We start from the raw sequence: 17516 nt of genomic DNA on the forward strand, positions 1-17516 counted from the left end.
CAATTGCGTGCGTGTCAGCCGCGCGGCCGGCACGCAGAGGGAGTTAAACATGACATTCACCGACAATTACCAGGCAATTAACTGGGACCGCGTGAGCGACGATGTCGACAAGGCGACCTGGGAGAAGCTCACCGAGCAGTTTTGGCTGGACACCCGCGTTCCCGTGTCCAACGACATGGACGACTGGCGCGAGCTGGACGACGTTCACCAGTGGGTCGTCGGCCACGTCTTCGGCGGCCTGACCCTGCTGGACACGGTGCAAAGCCAAGACGGCATGCGGGCGTTGACCCAAGGCGCCATCACGCCGCACGAAAAGGCCGTGCTCAACAACATTCAGTTCATGGAAAGCGTCCACGCCAAGTCCTACTCGACGATCTTCTCCACGCTGAACACGCAAAGCGAAATCGATGAGATTTTCAAGTGGTCAGACTCCGAGGAGTACCTCCAAAACAAGGCCAAGTGGATCGTGGACTTGTACCGCAACGATCCGGATCCGCTCCACAAGAAGGTCGCCAACGTTTTCTTGGAAACCTGCCTGTTTTACTCCGGCTTCTACACGCCGCTGTACTACCTGGGCAACAACAAGCTCAACAACGTCGCCGAGATCATCAAGCTGATCCTGCGCGACGAGTCCGTTCACGGCACCTACATCGGCTACAAGTACCAGATCGGCTACAACCAGTTGAGTGCCGCCGAGAAGCAAAAGCAAGACGACTGGGCCTACGACCTGCTGTACAAGCTGTACGAAAACGAGCAGAAGTACGCGGGTCTGTGCTACGACCAGGTCGGCTGGACCCAAGAGGTGATGACCTTCGTCGAGTACAACGCCAACAAGGCCCTGATGAACCTGGGCAAAGACGGGTTGTTCCCGACCACGGCCAGCGACGTCAACCCGATCATCATGAACGGCATCAACACCACCACCTCCAACCACGACTTCTTCTCCCAGGTCGGCAACGGCTACCTGCTGGGGCAAGTCGAGGCGATGAGCGATGACGACTACAATATCGACGTGATCGCCGACCCCAAGGACGGTGACAACCAGTGATCAATCTGTTTTACGTGTCGATTTCCGGCAACACCCGTGCCTTTGTCAAGCGGCTGGTGGCCTATGCGCAAAAGGTTCACCAGGCCGACGCCGACCAGCCCGAGATTCACGCCGTTGAGTACACGGAGGCGCTGAACTCGGACATCATGGACCACCCGTTCTTTGCGATGGTGCCGACCTACCTGGACGGCGGTGACGGCATCAACAACGGGGTGCGTGAGGTGATGACCCTGGACTTTCGCGACGAGCTGGACCAGGCGGATCCGGCGAACATCCTGGGCATCGTGGGTTCCGGCAACCGCAACTTCAACGCCCAATTCGGCCTGACCGCCAAGCACTACGCCCGGCGCTTCAAGTCGCCGGTGATCGGGTTGTTCGAGTTGCGCGGCAACGATGAAGAGGCCGATCGCATCTATACCGCCTTGTGCAAATACCAGACCGACTTCGCGCAACGCGGGGTCAAACGGGCGCTGGTGCGTTAAGTCAACAGCAGGACCACTGCGAGGCAGCGGTCCTTTTTTGTCGGCCAAATTGAAAAAAAGCCTAAAATACTTGCGATTAAATGATCTGGCACCCACCGGTGGCGGCTGCCAAGCTGTGACAAGACATTAAATTCAAAAAATATTTTTCGAAAAAATATAAACGGCGGCGTGGCGATGATAAAGCTTATGGCTGCGGCGGCGCAAGGGGGTGAGGCCGGACATTCGGCCGCCAAACGCGGGTTTTGAATTAATGATTACCCCCGTGAACGAATTAAAGTAAGCGGCCTCAAGGCGAAGCGGCGTCCGGTGCGATTTGCAACAGGCTTTGGAAGCTGTTATAGTTACAACATGAAAGTTACATGGCGGCTGGCTTTGAGCGGCCGTTCGCTGTGTGACTGTCACCCGCTTGGCCCGGCGTGGGAACTGGGGCAAGCGATGATCCCGCACCTGCACTGTGGGATCGGCTTCGGCTGCTTGGGGCAGTGCGAGGAGGATTACCAACTTTTGTCAGTGAAAGAATTATGGGGGAACTATCTTTTTGAATAAATCTTTTGTTCGTGTGTTGACTGCTACCGTGACGACTTTGGTTGTCGCAAGTGGGGTCGTCTTTGCCTTGACCTCCAACGAAACCGCCGCGGAAGCCACGCCGACGCACGTTTCGGCCGTCTCTGTTCAGCGTTCGCACGAGACGACTGCGGCCAAGCCGGTCAGCCAGACCAAGACAACGTCGGCTGAACACAAGGCGGCCGCCGCCTCTGCCAAGGCGACGGATCAGACCAAGGCCGCCCAAGACGCGAAGGCGCCTGCTGCAAGTCAGCAGGCGGCGACCACAGCGGCCAAGGCGACCGCAGCGACTGAGACTAAGGCGCCGGTCACGGCGACCTCCGCGACCGCGCCGGCTTCAAGCACCACGAAGCAGGCCGCATCGACTGCAACGCACACGCAGGCCGCGCCTGCGCGGACAACCACCCAAACGACGGCGACCGCGGCGCCTGCACACCGCACCGCGACCGTCACGCGCCGGGCAACGCCGGTTCGCCGCACTGCGGCGCCGGCTGCCGCAACCGGGTTCACGGTTGGCGGTCGCAGCTTTGGTATTCGCGCCTTCAGCGGTGTCGGCCAGGTACCGGGCGACGGCTACGTCTACCAGTGGACCGCCGTGGCCAACCACTACCTGATCGAGTACACCGGTGCCGCGCATGCCTACTTGGCCGGTGTCGGCATCGGCTCCGCGGTTAGCGTCAACGGCCATGTCTACCACGTCCGCAAGATTAGCTACAGCGTGGCCAACAACCAGGCCAGCGTCACCAACATGCTCGCGCAAAAACGTGCGATTGGTGGCATCTCGTTTCAGACCTGCGTCCCGAACGGCCAGGCGGTGCCACCTTTGAACATTTACTATGCTAACTAGACTTACCGCCTCGGCCTTGCCGGGGCTTTTTTGATGCCGAATCAGCGCGTCTTAAAATTTGACGGCCAAACTGGCAGGGCTTACACTAGCCTTGGATGATTATTCTAGGACAGGGAGGCGGCCAAAGGCCTTGGCCGTTGTTACGTCCACTGCCCCAGGGGGAATGGCCGGGAGATAAGCATTCCCAGTACCCCCGCCCATACCAAGCCGAACCTGGCTTTCAACACACGTGTTTTCGCGTTACGGCTCCCCTCGATGGGACCGAATACAAGGGTGAACGCCACCACCCACGCGCAGTTCGACTGGCTCTCCTACTCGCTTGCGAGGTAGCTGCGGAGGGGCTCGGCGCGTGGCTTGTTCCATGCGACCTTGAACGCAGCACCACGTCGCGGTCAATCACGCAAGATTGCAACGAATCAGCAAGAATACCGAGGCTGCCGCGGGTTTTGGACCTGCGGTGGCTTCGGCGCGTCCGGCACAATGCGGCCGGACGTTTTTTTGATGGTAGCAAAAAAGCCTCGGCAATCTGCCGAGGCGTCAGCGGCTGGCCTAGGCCCAGTCGCCGTTTCTGAAAATCGCCACGCGGGTGCCATCGGCCTTGACGCCGTCGATGGACATCTGCGCCGAGCCCATCATGAAATCGACATGGGTGTCGGCGTCGTTGAGCCCGGCCTCGGTCAGCTGCGCCGTGGTCATGTCGGTACCCCCCTTGATGCAGAAGGGGTAGGCCTGACCCAGCGCCATGTGGTCGGAGGCGTTCTCGTCGTAAAGCGTGTTGAAGAAGATGATACCCGACTGGCTGATTGGGGACGGATCCGGCACCAGCGACACCTCGCCGAGCGAGCGGGCCCCGCGAATCGCCAGCAGGTGCTGCAGGGTGGCATCGCCACGCTCTGCGTGGGCCTCGACGACCTGGCCGTGCTCGAAGCGAAACTGCATGCCCTCCAAGATGTTGCCCGAGTACGACAGCGGCTTGGTTGAGGTGACCGTGCCGTCGATGCGGCGGAAGTCCGGCACGGTGAAGACCTCTTCGGTTGGCATGTTGGGAATGAAGGCCTCGCCCTGCGGGTTGCGGGCGCCGGCGGCCGTCCAGATGTGGTTGGCCGGCAAGCCGACGGTCAGCTTCGTGCCAGGGGCGGTGTACTCGAGGTGATCGAAGTTCTCCTGGTTGAGCCACGCCGCCTTTTCGTTCAGTTTGGCGACATGCGCCGCCCATGCGGCCTCAGGATCGTCCTGGTAGATGCGAACGGTTTTGAAAATCGCGTCCCAGAGCTGGTCGACGGCCGCCGCGGGAGTGGCCGCCTCCGGGAAGACCTTTTGAGCCCACTTAGTGCCGGCCGCCCCGGCGATGGTCCAAGAGATGCGCTCGGCGGAAATCGCCTCGGACAGCTTGGCGTAGACCTTTTGGAAACCGGCCTGGTAGCCGGCGACTCGTGCGTTGTCGATGCCGGCCAGGTTGTCCGGGTCGCTTGACATGATGGTGATGCGCTTGGCGTTGTGGGCCAGCCAGTAGTCCATTTGCGCCTGCACTTGCGGCGGCTGGTTTTCCAGTCGGTCCTCGGCCAGATTGGCGATGTCCAGGCGGCGAATCGCGTCGTCTTGCCACCACATCGACACCTCGGCGGCGCCGCGGGCGTAGGCGGTTTCGGCGATCAGGTGGGCCAGCGCGGTCTGGTCGGTGCCAATCTGCAGGTAGACCGTGTCGCCTTGGCCGACGCCGGCGCCGAGATCGACGATCAGTGCGGCGTACTTCCTCAGGTTCGCCTCAAAGTTGGGTAAAGTCATTTGGTTGCCTCCTTTTACGTGCGGCGTGGCCACACTGCCTTGATTTTACCATAATGACGCGTGGTGCGGTGAATAACGGTGAGGCGGTGCCGCGACCCGGCGACGGGGCGCGCTCAAGCGTTATTTGTGCGCGACGCGGTCTTGTTTTGGCGACCCCCAAAATACTTTTCGATAAGGATTGCGTTTTCCTAAGGCTTTGGTAAAATAACGATGACATCAGGCACAGATACGCATCGCCTGGGTCGTGATTCAGAAGTGGGGGAACTTTATGGCTAGAAAGAAAACGATCACACGCGATCAGATTCTGACGGCCGCTTACGAGCTCGTTGTGGAGGAGGGGTTCAAGCGCTTCACGGCGCGGAACATCGCCCGGCGCATGGCGTGTTCGACGCAGCCGATTTACCTTGAATTCGCTAACATGGCCGAGCTGCGGCAGGCGGTCGTCGATCAGATCAAGCAGACCCTAACCAGCAAGCTGAGTCGGCGCTACACCACCGACCCGATTGTGGATTTGGGGCTTGCCTACATCAACTTTGCGCTTGATAATCAGGCGCTGTACCGCGCGGTGTTTGTCGAAGATCACTTCGGCATCGCCGCTATGCGGGCCTACGCGCTGGATCACGCCATCGCTAAGCTGGACGGCTATCCGCCGGCCACGAAGCTTTCGCGAACCCAGCGGCAAAACGCGGTGACCGGGGTCTGGATTGTGGCGACGGGGATCGCCAACCTGGTTGCACCGGGGTTCATCGATATTTCACCGGAGCAGATGATTGCCATGCTCAAGGCGGTCACCTGCGACTTCATCAACAACGACCGCTTCGGTGAGCAGGCGGTCGGCATCGACCTCACCGCAGCCGTGGCGGGGCGAGCCTAATTCAGTGTAAGCGTAAGGTCGAGGCGGGAGTGCCTCGACTTTTTTGGTGGGCGGCCGACGCCAAAACGGCGCCGGCCCTTCCCAAAGGAGGACCGGCGCCGCCGGGCGTGCTTACTTGCGCGTGAACTTGACCACGGCCTCGCACCGCGCGGTCTGGGGGAACATGTCGATCGATTGGATGTAGTCGACCTGGTAGGCCCCCGTCAGCTTGACCAGGTCACGGGCGAGCGTCGACGGGTTGCAGGAGATGTAGACGAACTTCTTGGGCCGCGCCTTGAGCAAGGCGGTGATGAAGGCGGATTCCAGCCCCGCTCGCGGCGGGTCGACCACCACGGCGTCGGGTTTGAAGCCGGCTTGCAGCCACTTGGGAAACACGGTTTCGGCCGTTCCGACCTCGTAATGCGCGTTTTGAATACCGTTTTGCGCCGCGTTGCGGTTGGCGTCGGCCACCGCTGCGGGAATCGTGTCCATGCCGCGGACTTCCTTGGCGTTTCGCGCCAGGCTGAGGCCGATGGTGCCGATGCCGGCGTACGCGTCGACCAGCGTCTCGTTGGGCGCCAGCGAGAGCGCCTCAAGCGCGGTTTGGTACAGCGTTGCGGTCTGGGCCGGGTTCAGCTGCAAAAAGGCCTGCGGTGACAGCGCGAAGTCAAGCCCCATCAGCCGTTCGGTGATGGTGGCCTGGCCGGCTAACAGGGTGCTGGTCGGCCCCCACACCAGGCTGGTTTGCTCCGGGTTGACGTTTTGCATCACCGTGACCACGGCCGGCAGCTCCGCTTGAATGGCGGCCAGCAGCGCGGCCTGGTGGGGCAGCTTGGCGGTGTGGGTGATGAGGGTCACCTGGACCTCGCCGGTGCTGGCGGATTCACGCACCACTAGGGTCTTGACGATACCGCGGTTGTGCTTTTCGTCGTAAATGGGAACGTTCAGCCGTTCGAGAATCTGGCAAAGCCTTGTGATGACGGCCATTGTCTGGGGCATCTGGGTGGCAAACTGCGTCAGCGGAATCAGGGTGTGCGACTGCGGGGCGTAAAGCCCGGCGACCACGTGGCCGTCGATCACGCGAACCGGGAACTGCGCCTTGTTGCGGTAGTGCAGCGGCTTGGGTGCGGCGATGGTCGGCCGCAAGTCGTAGTGCTGCCAGCCGGCCGGTTTGTACTTAGCCAGGCTTTGGGCGACGACATCGCGCTTGAAGGCCAGCTGTGCTGGGTAGGCCAGGTGGCCAAGCTCGATGCCACCGACCTTGCCGTACAGCGGGTCGACCGGGGTGACGCGGTCCTTGGACGGGCTTTTGACGCGGTGAGTGGTGGCCTCGAGGTAGCGGTCATGCACCGCGGTGACCGTGGCCACCACCACTTCTCCCGGCAAGGCGCCGGTGACGAAAGTGATCTTGCGCTTGTAGTAACCGATACCGGCGCCGTTGATATCCAGGCGCTTGATGGTCAGCGGGAAGCGCTGGCCGACTGTGACAGAATTTTCCATGGTGTCCTCCTTGGTTGCCTCCATTATACCCGATAATCCACTGGCGCGGCGGCTGGCGGGAAACTTGGCTTGCGCGTATAATGGAAACAACAATGTTTCACCAAAGGAGCAGACCCATGGAGATTACGTACCCGCAAAACGGCCAGATGAGAGCACCGGTGTTCGTGTTTCACAACGCCGAAACCCACGTTCTCAGCCCGGGCCAGACCCTGGAGCTGACGGTTCGCCGCGGGGATGTGGTCAAGTTTCGTGTCGGCCGCTTCACCGCCACCCACCAGATTGCCTTCCAGTCGCCGCAGGCCAGCTTTGCCATCACGCCCAACAAGCAGCTGCAGCTCGCCTTTGTCGCCGGGATGATGATTCTGGCGGCGGCCTTGTACTGGTTCAAGCAGCTGAACAACGGTTGGCTGACGCTCTTGGTGGCCGTGGCGCTTGGCGGCTACGAGCTGATGAATTACTTCACCGGCTACAAGGCGGTGCCCAGCCACCGCGGCCGGCGGGTCTGAACACCGAACGCCCCGCCTAAGCTTATGCCTAGCGGGGCGCGTGTTTTTTAGGTACGACGGGCGTGTTGCAGCACGGTCATCAGGTGGAAAAAGTCGTTGTCGTCGGCGTCGGTTGCCCACTGGACCAGCTGGATGTGGGCCAAAGCGGCCTCGCCGTAGTAGGCGCGAAGGATGCCGGTGTCCGACAGCGCCGTGATGATGAGATCCGGGCGGTGCTTGGGGTCTGGCGCCAGCAGCCGTACGAAGTCGAGCCCGTTGAGAAACTGCATCAAGTCGCGGTTGACGAAGGTGCCGCTGTCCACAAAGACCGCGATGTTGAGCATGTGATCCGCGTTCAGCACCGGGAACTCCGGGGCAATCACGCTGTACAAGTCGCGGTGCAGGCACGGGTAGTACTGGTGAAACACGCTGGCCGGGTCGCCCGGCGTCAGGCCGTTGAAGTAGCGGCGAATCAGCTGCGGCAGCCGGCCGTTGTCGACGTCTTGCTCGGGACGCCGCAGGAAGTCCAGCCGCTTGGCAAAGGCCCCGTCGGCGACGTAGCAGCTCAGGGCCATGCGGTGCAGGTTGATCGCCAGCACCGCGTGGCGGGACGGGGCGGCCTCGCGGGTGGTCGGGTCGCTGGCGTCGATCATGGCGTCGAGCAGCCCCGAAGCGAAGCGGCCAATCGCGTGACCACCGGCGCGAAAGGCGGTCATGATGCGGTCTTGCACCGGGCTGACCGCGGCGTCAAAGGACTGAAAATGAACGCGGCAGAAGTAGTAGAAGTCGCGCTCGGCGGCCCTGACCGGCTGCGGTAGCGCCGGAAAGCGGGTCGGGGTTTAGATCAAGGGCGCAAGCGTCATCCCGGCGTCGGCGACGACGCCTTGCCAGCGCTTGTTCGGCGCCAGCGCGTGGCCGTTGTCAAGCCGCATGGCCTGCACCGCCAGCACCATCAAGTCGAGCTTGGTCGCACGTCCGGGCGCAAACCACGTCGGGTCGGCGGTGCAGATGGCGGTGAAATCCGCCTTGGCCTGCTGGAAGCGCCGGGTGCCAAAGGGCCAGCCGACGCCGCGAAAGGCCAGCTGATAAAACGTCAAAAGCAACAGCCGCACCCGCAGCTCGCTGCCTTCAAGCGCCCAGGTGACGGCGTTCATGGTCACGCCACACTGCGCCATGTAGGTTTTGAACGGGGCAATCTTGCGCCGCAGGGTCGGCAAGCTGATGCCCTCCTGCTGGCAAAAGGCGTGAACATCGAAGCCGCCGCTGCGAAACAGCTGATCGAAGAAGCGAAAGGCGACCGTGTCGGCCAGCAGGTGGTAGCGGTACGTGTCGACCGACACGCCGCCGCCGACCGCGCGAAAGTCGGCTTCGTTGAGGTCGGCGATGGCGCGGTGCTGCATCAGCTGTAGCGCGACCATGATGTCTTGAAAGGCGTTGTAGGTCTGCGAGTAGCTGAGCTTGCTTTCGTGGGCCAGGCGGTTGATGGTGAAGCTGCTGTCCTGCAAAGCCTTCAGGTAGCGGAACACCCGGTAGTTCGTGCTGGCCCGCTTATCAAAAAAGTTATCCTCAAACACGCGTTTCACCCCGTCACTCCAAATTACTTGTATTATAACATAACTCACGTGAGCGCCGGTTCGCCGGCTGCTTGGAAAGGACTCGTCATGCCGACAATCACCAGCATCAGCGCCCAGAAACGGCCGGGCCGCTACAACATTTTCCTGGATGGGCACTACGCCTTTCCCGTCAGCGAAAGCACGCTGATTCAGTTCATGCTGGCCAAGGGCATGGCGGTCGATGCCCAGCTGGAGGCCGCGATCAAAACGGCCGAGGTCAACGCCGCGGCCAACGCGGTGGCGCTCGACTATTTGAGCCACCAGATGCGCTCGATCAAGGAGGTGCGGCTGCGGCTGCAAAAAGAGGACCTGCCAAAAAGCGCCATTGACCCGGTGATCGCCCGGCTGGTGGACCTTCATTACCTGGACGACGCCAAGTTCGCCGCGGCCTTTTTGCACGACAACCTGTTGTTGGGCAGCCGTGGCCCCAAGCTCGCCAAGGCGGCGCTGGTTCAAAAGGGAATCGCCCAGGCGCTGTGCGAGCAGGCGCTGGCCGCGGTGCCAGCCGACGACTGGGCCGCGGTGGCCGCTCGCGTGGCGGCCAAGGCCGCGCGGCAAAACGCGAAAAAGCCGCTCAACGACCGGCGCCAAAAAATCCGGCTGGCGCTGATGCAAAAGGGGTTTGACGCCGACCAAAGCACTCAGGCACTGGCCGGCCTGGCGCTTGAACGCGACGTTGCCCAGGAGCAAACGGCGCTTGAGGCCGCCGCGGCCAAGCAGTGGCGGCTTAAGCGTCAGTACGACGGCTACGAGCGGCGCAACCGGGTCAAGCAGGCGCTGTTTCGCAAGGGCTTTGAGCTGGACGCCATCGATGCGGTGTTGACCGCGCTTGAGGCGCATGAGGCTGACTGAGCCAGGCGCCGCGGCGCGATTTTGCGGTGGGGGCAAAGTTTGTTATACTGACTGTGAGAAAAACTGAAAGCGGGTTGACTATGCGGATCCCCAAGGAAGGCGACTACATCGCCATTCAAAGCTACAAGCACCCCGGGCTGCTGCACCGCACCTGGCGCGACACCATGGTGCTCAAGACCTCCGAGGACGCCTTGATCGGCTGCAATGACCACACGCTGGTCACCGAATCGGACGGCCGGCGGTGGCTGACGCGGGAGCCGGCCATCGTGTACTTCCACAAGCACTACTGGTTCAACGTGATCGCGATGATTCGAGAGGGCGGGGTGTCTTACTACTGCAACCTGGCCAGCCCCGCGACCATGGACCAAGAGGCGCTGAAGTACATCGATTACGACCTGGACGTCAAGGTCTTCCCGGATGGGGAAAAGCGCCTGTTGGACGTCGACGAGTACGAGGCGCATCGCCGCAAGTGGCAGTACCCGACCACGACCGACCGCATTTTGAAGGCCAACGTGCGGGTGTTGGTCGATTGGATTAACCACGGCAAGGGGCCGTTCTCGCAGGCCTACATTGACTTGTGGTACAACCGCTACCTGCAGCTTTCGCACCGGGTCTGAGCAAGGAGACAACATGACAGCATTACTGAATCAGGCACCACAAAAGTTCATCGGCAAGGTTTACACCGTGGTCGACAGCGACCAGATGGGTACGTTTTACGCCTGCTGGGAAGAATTCACCCAAAACCACTGGTTTGATCAGCTCGACGCCTTGACGAAAGCGCCGAACCGCAGCTACATGGTGATTTTCTCGCCTTACGGTCAGTTCCAGTACTGGATCGGCAGCATCGTCCCAGACGACGTCAAGGCCCCAGCCGGATTCGAAAGTTTTCAGATGCCGGCCGGCACCATCGGCAAGACCGCGGCCAAGGCCTCAGGGGTCTTGAACCAGCTGCCGGTTCAGACCAGCTTCAACAAGGGGCTGGAAATGCTTGAAAAGGCCGGCTTCCCGATTCCCCAGCACATCGGCCAAACCAGTCACCCGTACTACTTTGAGCGCTACGACCTGACGAATGGGTCCGTGAGCGACGTGCAGTACATCTTGTACATCAACGAAAACGAGCTTGAGGGCTACGACGAGTTCGATTGACGACAACGCCCCCGCCTAATTGCTAGGCGGGGGCGTTGTGCTACAGGGTGAGGGCCATTTCACGGTGCTGAATGCCGGCCTCGGTGAACTCGGGCAAGGCCGTCAGGTGGTAGCCCAGGCGCTTGTAAAAGCCGACTGCATGGACCTGGGCCCCGAGGCGCAGCTCGGCGGCGCCGTGAGCGGCGGCGAACTCGGCCAGATGGGCCAACAGCGCCTCGCCGACGCCGTGGTGACGGTAAGGGGCAAGCACCGCCACGCGCTGGACGTGGTAGCCGTACTCGGCCGGCAAAAGCCGCGCGGTGGCTAGGGCCAGGCCATTCTCGTAGGCGACGAAGTGCAGCGCGTTGCCCTCGTCTGCATCGACTTCCAGGTCGCGGGGGACGCCTTGCTCCGTCACGAAGACGGTTTGGCGAATCGCCAAGGCGTCTTGGTAGGTCGCAGACGTCAGGTCACGTGTCACGTTGAATTCCATCACAATCACAGCTTTCATTAATAGTGACGCCATTATAGCATTCACCGGCCACCGTCACACCCCAAGGAGGCAAAAACATGTTTGAAAAGCTGCGCCGCTCCAAGCTGATGTACTGGTCGCTTGAGGCCCTGATCGTCGCGCTGCTCCTGATCGCGCTGTCGCACCTGAGCTTTTTGATGGCGCCGATCGCGGCCTTCTTCTCGACGCTTCTGGTGCCCTTGATTACCGCCGGCTTCTTGTACTACCTGTTCAACCCGCTGGTCAAGCTGCTGGGGCGGCTGCACATTCCCCGCGGGGCTGCGATTGCCTTGGTGTTCGTGGCGGTTTTGTCCGGCTTTGTGCTGATCGTCGCCGCTATCATTCCCAACTTGGTCAACCAAGTGACGCAGCTGATCACCGGGCTGCCGGATTTTCTGGTCACGCTGCGGGCCTTCATTCACCGGCTGGCGCGTTACCAGTGGTACCAGCAGTTCGACGTCGAAAGCGTCGTGGCCAAGCTCAAGGTCCAACCCAGCACCTTGCTCAACCAGGTGCTGGGCAACTTCTCCTCCGGGCTGCCCGGGCTGATCGGCAGCGTCGCGGCCGTGGTGGTCAATGTGATCACGGTGCCGGTGGTGCTGTTTTACATGCTCAAGGACGGTGACCGTCTGGTGCCTGCGGTGCAGCGCCTTTTGCCCGGGCGCTACCAGCAAGAGGTCGCCACGGTGTTCGCCCGGATGAACCAGACGCTGTCGCATTACATCGCCGGGCAGGCGATCGAGTGCCTGTTCGTCGGCACCTTCACCTTCATCGGCTACCTCCTGATTGGGCTGCCCTACGCCTTTTTGCTGGGATTCGTCGCCGGCGTCTTCACCATCGTGCCGTACCTTGGCCCGTACCTAGGCATCGCCCCAGCCTTGGCGGTGGCGGCGACCACCGGGTGGGGGCAGGTCGCCTTGGTGATCGTGGTCGTGCTAATCGTGCAGCAAACCGACGGCAACCTGATTTACCCCAACGTGATCGGGCGCGGCCTGGACATTCACCCGCTGACCATCATCGTCTTGCTGCTGGTGGCCGGCAACTTGTACGGCATCATGGGGACCATTTTGGCGGTGCCGGTCTACGCCGTCGCCAAGACCGTGGTGTCTTACGCGCTGGAGCTTTACGCCTTTCACCGCACCCAGCGCAAAAAGGCCCAGCTGCTGGGGGCCAAGCTGCACCGGCCTTGAAATCCGGCGGTGAGCTTGCTATACTCAATGCACCTTTGCCGGGCTGTGTGCCGGCAACGTCAATTGGAGGACTTGTGAGATGGAAAGCACACCTGCCAGTCTGTGGCCCCAGCTGGGGCTGATTGCGCTACTAACGATGCTCAACGCCTGTTTTGCCGCCGCCGAAATCGCGGTGGTGTCTTTGAGCCGCAGCAAGGTGGCCGCTCAGGCCAAGGCCGGCGATCGCAAGGCCGCTCGCCTGGTCGCCATCATGGATGACTCGACCAACTTCTTGGCCACCATCCAAGTCGGCATCACCTTCGCCGGCTTCCTGTCCTCGGCCCAGGCGGCGACCACCATCGCCGCCCGGCTGGCGCCGCTGTTGCCGCTGCCCGGGGCCAAGGAGGTGGCGGTGGTGCTGGTCACGGTCGCCTTGTCCTACGTCTCCTTGGTGTTTGGGGAACTTTACCCCAAGCGCCTGGCGCTGGCGTCGACCGAGGCAGTGGCCAAGGCGGCGGTGAAGCCGATCAGCGTGTTGAGTCTGGTGCTGCGGCCCTTCGTCTGGCTGCTGGCCGCCTCGACCAACCTGCTGATGCGCCTGACGCCGTTGAAGCACCGCGAAGACGCCAACCAAGTGACGCGCGACGAAATGGTGTCGGTGATCGAATCGGGCAAGCAAAGCGGCGCAATTGACGCCGGCGAGTACGAGATGCTCGAAGGCATCATCGGCCTGAACGACACCCTGGCCAGCGCCGTGATGGTGCCGCGCATCGACGCCTTCATGGTGTCGGCCGACATCCCCGACCAAGACGCGATCGATCAGATTCTGGCCAACATCTACTCCCGCATTCCGGTGTACGCCGGCGACAAGGACAAGGTGATCGGCGTGGTTCACATCAAGAACCTGCTGAAGGCCGCCCGGCGCGACGGCTTCGAGCACGTTCGCCTGGAGCAGGTGATGACCCCGCCGCTGTTCGTGCCCGAGACCATTCCGGTGCCGGCGCTTTTGCTCACCATGCGCCAGCAGCAACAGCAGCTGGCGGTCCTGCTCGACGAGTACGGCGGGGTGGTCGGCCTGGCCACCATCGAGGACTTGGTGGAGGAAATCGTCGGCGACATCGACGACGAGTCGGACTCCGCCACCGTCGAGGTCACCCGGCTGGGCGACGCCGACTTCCTGGTGTCCGGCCGCATGACGCTCAACGACTTCAACGCGCGGTTCAACACGGCGCTTGAAGAGCCCGATGTCGACACGGTCGCCGGCTTTGTGATCACGCGGCTGGGCGCCTTGCCTTCCGCGGTCAAGCCGACCACCCTGACGCTTGAGAACGGCATGACGCTGACCACCGGCCGCATGGTGGGACCGCGGCTGGTCGACTTGCGGCTGCACGTGCCGCAGTCGCAAGGCGACGCGGCAACCCGCTGAGCGGCAAGTTTGGCCAGCCCTCTATACACGCAGCCACTCTTTCATTATAATTGAGTACTAGACAAGACCCTGCCGTCGCAGGGCTTTTTTTCGGCATGGAGGCAAGCGGATGTAAAGCAGCAGCGGTAAACGACGACTGGACCCACGAAAGGAAGTACCAATGAAACCACAGGAATTAAAAGACGCCGTCGCCAAGCGACGCACCTTCGCGATCATCTCGCACCCGGATGCCGGGAAAACCACGATCACCGAGCAGCTGCTGCTGTTCGGCGGCGTCATCCGCGAGGCCGGCACGGTCAAGGCCAAAAAAACCGGCCACTTCGCCAAGTCCGACTGGATGGCGATTGAAAAGCAGCGCGGCATCTCCGTCACCAGCTCCGTCATGCAGTTCGGCTTCCACGGCAAGCGCATCAACATCCTGGACACCCCGGGGCACGAGGATTTCTCAGAAGACACCTACCGCACCTTGATGGCCGTCGACGCGGCGGTGATGGTGATCGACTCAGCCAAGGGGATCGAGGCGCAGACCAAGAAGCTGTTCAAGGTCGTCAAAAAGCGCGGCATTCCGATTTTTACCTTCATGAACAAGCTGGACCGCGACGGGCGCGAGCCCCTGGACCTGATCGCCGAGCTCGAGGAACTCTTAGGCATCGAGGGCTACGCGATGAACTGGCCGATCGGCATGGGCAAGGGGCTGGTCGGCCTGTACGACCGGGTCGACTCGCGCATCGAGCTGTACCGCGAGAATGAGGCAGGCGAGCGCTACCTGCCGCTGACAGATGGCAAGCTGGCACCAAGCGAGCCCTTGGTCAACGAGTCGCTCTACCAAGACACGCTGAGCGACATCGAGCTGCTCAACGACGCCGGCAACCAGTTCGACCTCAAAAAAGTCATGAAGGGGGACCAGACGCCAGTGTTCTTCGGCTCCGCGCTGACGAACTTCGGCGTCGAAACCTTCCTGAACCACTTCGTCGAAATGGCGCCGGAGCCGGGCGAGCACGTCCTGCAAGACGGTCGGACCCTTGCGCCGACCGCGCCGGACTTCTCCGGCTTCGTGTTCAAGATTCAGGCCAACATGAACCCCAACCACCGTGACCGCATCGCCTTTGTCCGCATCAGCGCCGGCGAGTTCGACCGCGGCATGGACGTGACGTTGCAACGCACGGGCAAGCCGCTGCGGCTGAACAACGCGACGGAGTTCATGTCAGACGCCCGTGAGCAGGTGTCAACGGCGGTGGCCGGCGACATCGTCGGGCTGTACGACACCGGCAATTTCCAGATTGGCGACACGATTTACGCTGGCAAGCAGCCGGTCGAGTACGAGGCGCTGCCGCAGTTCACGCCGGAGCTATTCATGCGCGTGACCGCCAAGAACGTGATGAAGCAAAAGTCCTTCCACAAGGGGATGCAGCAGCTGGTGCAAGAAGGCGCGGTGCAGCTTTACAAGACCTACGCGACCGGTGATTACATCCTCGGGGCGGTCGGTCAGCTGCAGTTTGAAGTGTTCAAGTTCCGGATGCAAAACGAGTACAACTCCGAGGTCGTGATGACGCCGATCGGCAGCCGGGTGGCCCGGTGGATCGACCCGACCCAGCTGGACGAGCGGATGTCCAGTTCGCGCAACCTGCTGGTCAAAGACGTTCACGACGCGCCGCTGTTTTTGTTCGAGAACCAGTACGCCTTGCGCTGGTTCGCCGATAAGTACCCCGATGTCACGTTAACCGCCAAGCTGTAATGCAGAAAGGAAGTTCCTCATGACAGAATCTAACGACGACAACACCCGCTCCGTGCATGCAATCACCAACGACGACCTGCTCGCCAAGTGGCGCTCGTTTTCGCTCGACAACACCGAAGACAACATGAGCGCCTTTTTGGAGGAGCTGATCGAGCGGTCCACGCTGCTGATGGTGGTGATGTCCGAGGCCCCGCTTGAGGTCGCGGCCAACGGCGACACCACCGTGCCGGCCGACGCGGAGCTCGAGTTCCCGCTTCTGACCACCACCAAGGACGAGAAAATTCAGCCGCTGTTCACCGACTGGCTGTCCGTCAACCAGCTGTACGACAACTGGAACGACAACGGTCTGGCCGACAACGTCAAGAAGTCGGCGGTGATTCCGGTCGGCTTCTTGGACATCGCCAAGCTGATCACCGACAACGAGGACGTGGCCGGCATGGTGATCAATCCCTTCGAGGACAACATCAACTTCGACCGCGAGGCGCTGGCCGATCTGGGCAAGCAGGCCGACGCGCGACAGGAGCACCCGGATCAGACCCAGGTGGCCGTGTCCGAGCCCAGCACGGTGCCTTCCGGGCTGTGGCTGGCGGTTGAAACCGAACTGGCGGAACACGCCGAGATCAAACGCGCCTGGCTGCGGCAGCTGGACTTCGCCGATCAGTCGCACCTGCTGTTGATCATCGACGCCCCGGACCAAGACGAGGCGGCCACCCAGGCGCTGATCGACGCGCTGAACGCGACGGCGGTCGGCGTGTTGGGCGAAGACGCTCAGCTCGGCATGACCGCGGCGCCGTTGGACAAGGATTCCACGCCGCTGGTGCAGGGGTCGACCCCGGCTTACCAGGCCTAAGCAAGCCGCGCAAAAAGCACTTCCCGAAACAATTGGGAAGTGCTTTTTTGGGCTCTTCGTCAAGTGGAGTTGATACAGATTTATGAGAGTGTCTGGACCTTAATTGGTCCGGACGCTCTTTTTGATGCCGTTTGGTTTGAACCAGACGCGCTCCAAGAAAATGCGGTTGATGAAGTTCATCCAGTTCTTGTACCCGTATGCTGTATTTTTGATTCGTTTGATCTGACTGTTGATTCCTTCGAGGAAGCCGTTTGAATAACTGAAGCGTAGCGCATTAAGCACCTGCTCTTTATACTTCTGCAAAGACCGAATGGCCTGGTCCATACGGTTTCCTTGGTCGCGATAACTGGTCAAGGCTTGTTCGAGTGCCACTGGGTCACCTTGCTTGAACGCGGTTAGGATGGCTTGATAGACCTCATATGCGGCACGAAAACTTGGATCCAAATCGAGACACTTAGACACTAGGTTGACCGTTGTATCGTAGTAGCCGACGCTCATATGATAGGTCGGCCTAACGGCTTCAAGGTCTTCGAAACGTTTTAGGAACACCTTCCATTCTCGCTTCATGAAGCGGTATGACTTGCTTGACTTGGGGACGGTCTTCATCACTTGGACACGAACCATATTGAGTGCTGTTGAGACCATCTGAACGATGTGGAATCGATCCACGA

18 protein-coding genes are annotated in these 17516 nt (G+C 61.2%); 12 read left to right on the forward strand and 6 right to left on the reverse strand.

The window, feature by feature from the left end:
- The first annotated feature begins 49 nt into the window (after positions 1 to 49).
- The 3 genes from nrdF to ACYVRZ_RS10900 all read left to right on the forward strand — a co-directional run bounded on the left by nrdF (position 50) and on the right by ACYVRZ_RS10900 (position 2941).
- On the forward strand, positions 50 to 1048 hold the full coding sequence (nrdF, locus tag ACYVRZ_RS10890; RefSeq protein WP_262316137.1) for a class 1b ribonucleoside-diphosphate reductase subunit beta: 999 nt from the start codon (positions 50 to 52) through the stop codon (positions 1046 to 1048).
- On the forward strand, positions 1045 to 1530 hold the full coding sequence (locus ACYVRZ_RS10895) for a class Ib ribonucleoside-diphosphate reductase assembly flavoprotein NrdI (RefSeq protein WP_461226821.1): 486 nt from the start codon (positions 1045 to 1047) through the stop codon (positions 1528 to 1530). The genes nrdF and ACYVRZ_RS10895 overlap by 4 nt, the downstream gene beginning before the upstream one ends.
- Positions 1531 to 2068: 538 nt before the next feature.
- Positions 2069 to 2941: a hypothetical protein gene (locus tag ACYVRZ_RS10900; protein ID WP_461226822.1), complete on the forward strand. Its 873-nt coding sequence runs from the start codon at positions 2069 to 2071 to the stop codon at positions 2939 to 2941.
- A 549-nt stretch (positions 2942 to 3490) separates the two neighbouring features.
- On the opposite strand, the gene ACYVRZ_RS10905 is transcribed toward ACYVRZ_RS10900, so the two are convergent.
- Positions 3491 to 4726, reverse strand: a complete 1236-nt coding sequence (locus ACYVRZ_RS10905) for an aminopeptidase (RefSeq protein ID WP_461226824.1) — start codon at positions 4724 to 4726, stop codon at positions 3491 to 3493.
- Between the two features lie 268 nt (positions 4727 to 4994).
- On the opposite strand from ACYVRZ_RS10905, the gene ACYVRZ_RS10910 reads away from it, so the two are divergent.
- Complete coding sequence (locus ACYVRZ_RS10910) at positions 4995 to 5600, forward strand: TetR/AcrR family transcriptional regulator (protein WP_461226826.1); 606 nt, start codon at positions 4995 to 4997, stop codon at positions 5598 to 5600.
- Between the two features lie 111 nt (positions 5601 to 5711).
- Here ACYVRZ_RS10910 and rlmD read toward each other — a convergent pair whose 3' ends face one another.
- Positions 5712 to 7079: a 23S rRNA (uracil(1939)-C(5))-methyltransferase RlmD gene (rlmD, locus tag ACYVRZ_RS10915; protein ID WP_461226827.1), complete on the reverse strand. Its 1368-nt coding sequence runs from the start codon at positions 7077 to 7079 to the stop codon at positions 5712 to 5714.
- 116 nt (positions 7080 to 7195) lie between these two features.
- On the opposite strand from rlmD, the gene ACYVRZ_RS10920 reads away from it, so the two are divergent.
- Entirely contained in the window at positions 7196 to 7585 is a 390-nt protein-coding gene (locus tag ACYVRZ_RS10920) for a hypothetical protein (RefSeq protein WP_461226829.1), read from the forward strand.
- Between the two features lie 47 nt (positions 7586 to 7632).
- On the opposite strand, the gene ACYVRZ_RS10925 is transcribed toward ACYVRZ_RS10920, so the two are convergent.
- Complete coding sequence (locus ACYVRZ_RS10925; RefSeq protein ID WP_461226830.1) at positions 7633 to 8280, reverse strand: hypothetical protein; 648 nt, start codon at positions 8278 to 8280, stop codon at positions 7633 to 7635.
- Between the two features lie 123 nt (positions 8281 to 8403).
- Entirely contained in the window at positions 8404 to 9147 is a 744-nt protein-coding gene (locus tag ACYVRZ_RS10930) for a helix-turn-helix domain-containing protein (RefSeq protein WP_461226832.1), read from the reverse strand.
- A gap of 78 nt (positions 9148 to 9225) precedes the next feature.
- On the opposite strand from ACYVRZ_RS10930, the gene recX reads away from it, so the two are divergent.
- The 3 genes from recX (at position 9226) to ACYVRZ_RS10945 (ending at position 11175) form a co-directional block, all read left to right on the forward strand.
- Entirely contained in the window at positions 9226 to 10029 is an 804-nt protein-coding gene (recX, locus tag ACYVRZ_RS10935; RefSeq protein ID WP_461226833.1) for a recombination regulator RecX, read from the forward strand.
- A gap of 80 nt (positions 10030 to 10109) precedes the next feature.
- A complete protein-coding gene (gene ntdP, locus ACYVRZ_RS10940; RefSeq protein WP_262316208.1) occupies positions 10110 to 10646 on the forward strand; it encodes a nucleoside tri-diphosphate phosphatase in 537 nt (178 codons plus the stop codon).
- 13 nt (positions 10647 to 10659) lie between these two features.
- On the forward strand, positions 10660 to 11175 hold the full coding sequence (locus ACYVRZ_RS10945; protein WP_461226835.1) for a GyrI-like domain-containing protein: 516 nt from the start codon (positions 10660 to 10662) through the stop codon (positions 11173 to 11175).
- A 40-nt stretch (positions 11176 to 11215) separates the two neighbouring features.
- On the opposite strand, the gene ACYVRZ_RS10950 is transcribed toward ACYVRZ_RS10945, so the two are convergent.
- The gene (locus ACYVRZ_RS10950) at positions 11216 to 11647 is read right to left on the reverse strand and encodes a GNAT family N-acetyltransferase (protein WP_461226852.1); all 432 of its coding nucleotides are present in this window, start codon (positions 11645 to 11647) and stop codon (positions 11216 to 11218) included.
- 77 nt (positions 11648 to 11724) lie between these two features.
- On the opposite strand from ACYVRZ_RS10950, the gene ACYVRZ_RS10955 reads away from it, so the two are divergent.
- From ACYVRZ_RS10955 to ACYVRZ_RS10970, 4 genes are all read left to right on the forward strand, one after another.
- Complete coding sequence (locus ACYVRZ_RS10955; RefSeq protein ID WP_461226837.1) at positions 11725 to 12855, forward strand: AI-2E family transporter; 1131 nt, start codon at positions 11725 to 11727, stop codon at positions 12853 to 12855.
- A gap of 79 nt (positions 12856 to 12934) precedes the next feature.
- A complete protein-coding gene (locus ACYVRZ_RS10960; protein ID WP_461226839.1) occupies positions 12935 to 14260 on the forward strand; it encodes a hemolysin family protein in 1326 nt (441 codons plus the stop codon).
- A gap of 160 nt (positions 14261 to 14420) precedes the next feature.
- Positions 14421 to 15995 (forward strand): peptide chain release factor 3, encoded by a 1575-nt coding sequence (locus tag ACYVRZ_RS10965; RefSeq protein WP_461226841.1) that lies wholly within the window; start codon positions 14421 to 14423, stop codon positions 15993 to 15995.
- A gap of 19 nt (positions 15996 to 16014) precedes the next feature.
- A complete protein-coding gene (locus ACYVRZ_RS10970; RefSeq protein WP_461226843.1) occupies positions 16015 to 16845 on the forward strand; it encodes an enhanced serine sensitivity protein SseB C-terminal domain-containing protein in 831 nt (276 codons plus the stop codon).
- 99 nt (positions 16846 to 16944) lie between these two features.
- On the opposite strand, the gene ACYVRZ_RS10975 is transcribed toward ACYVRZ_RS10970, so the two are convergent.
- Positions 16945 to 17516: transposase (locus tag ACYVRZ_RS10975; protein WP_461226845.1), on the reverse strand; the 572-nt coding region annotated here is incomplete at its 5' end.

This window comes from Lacticaseibacillus suihuaensis (assembly GCF_054785075.1).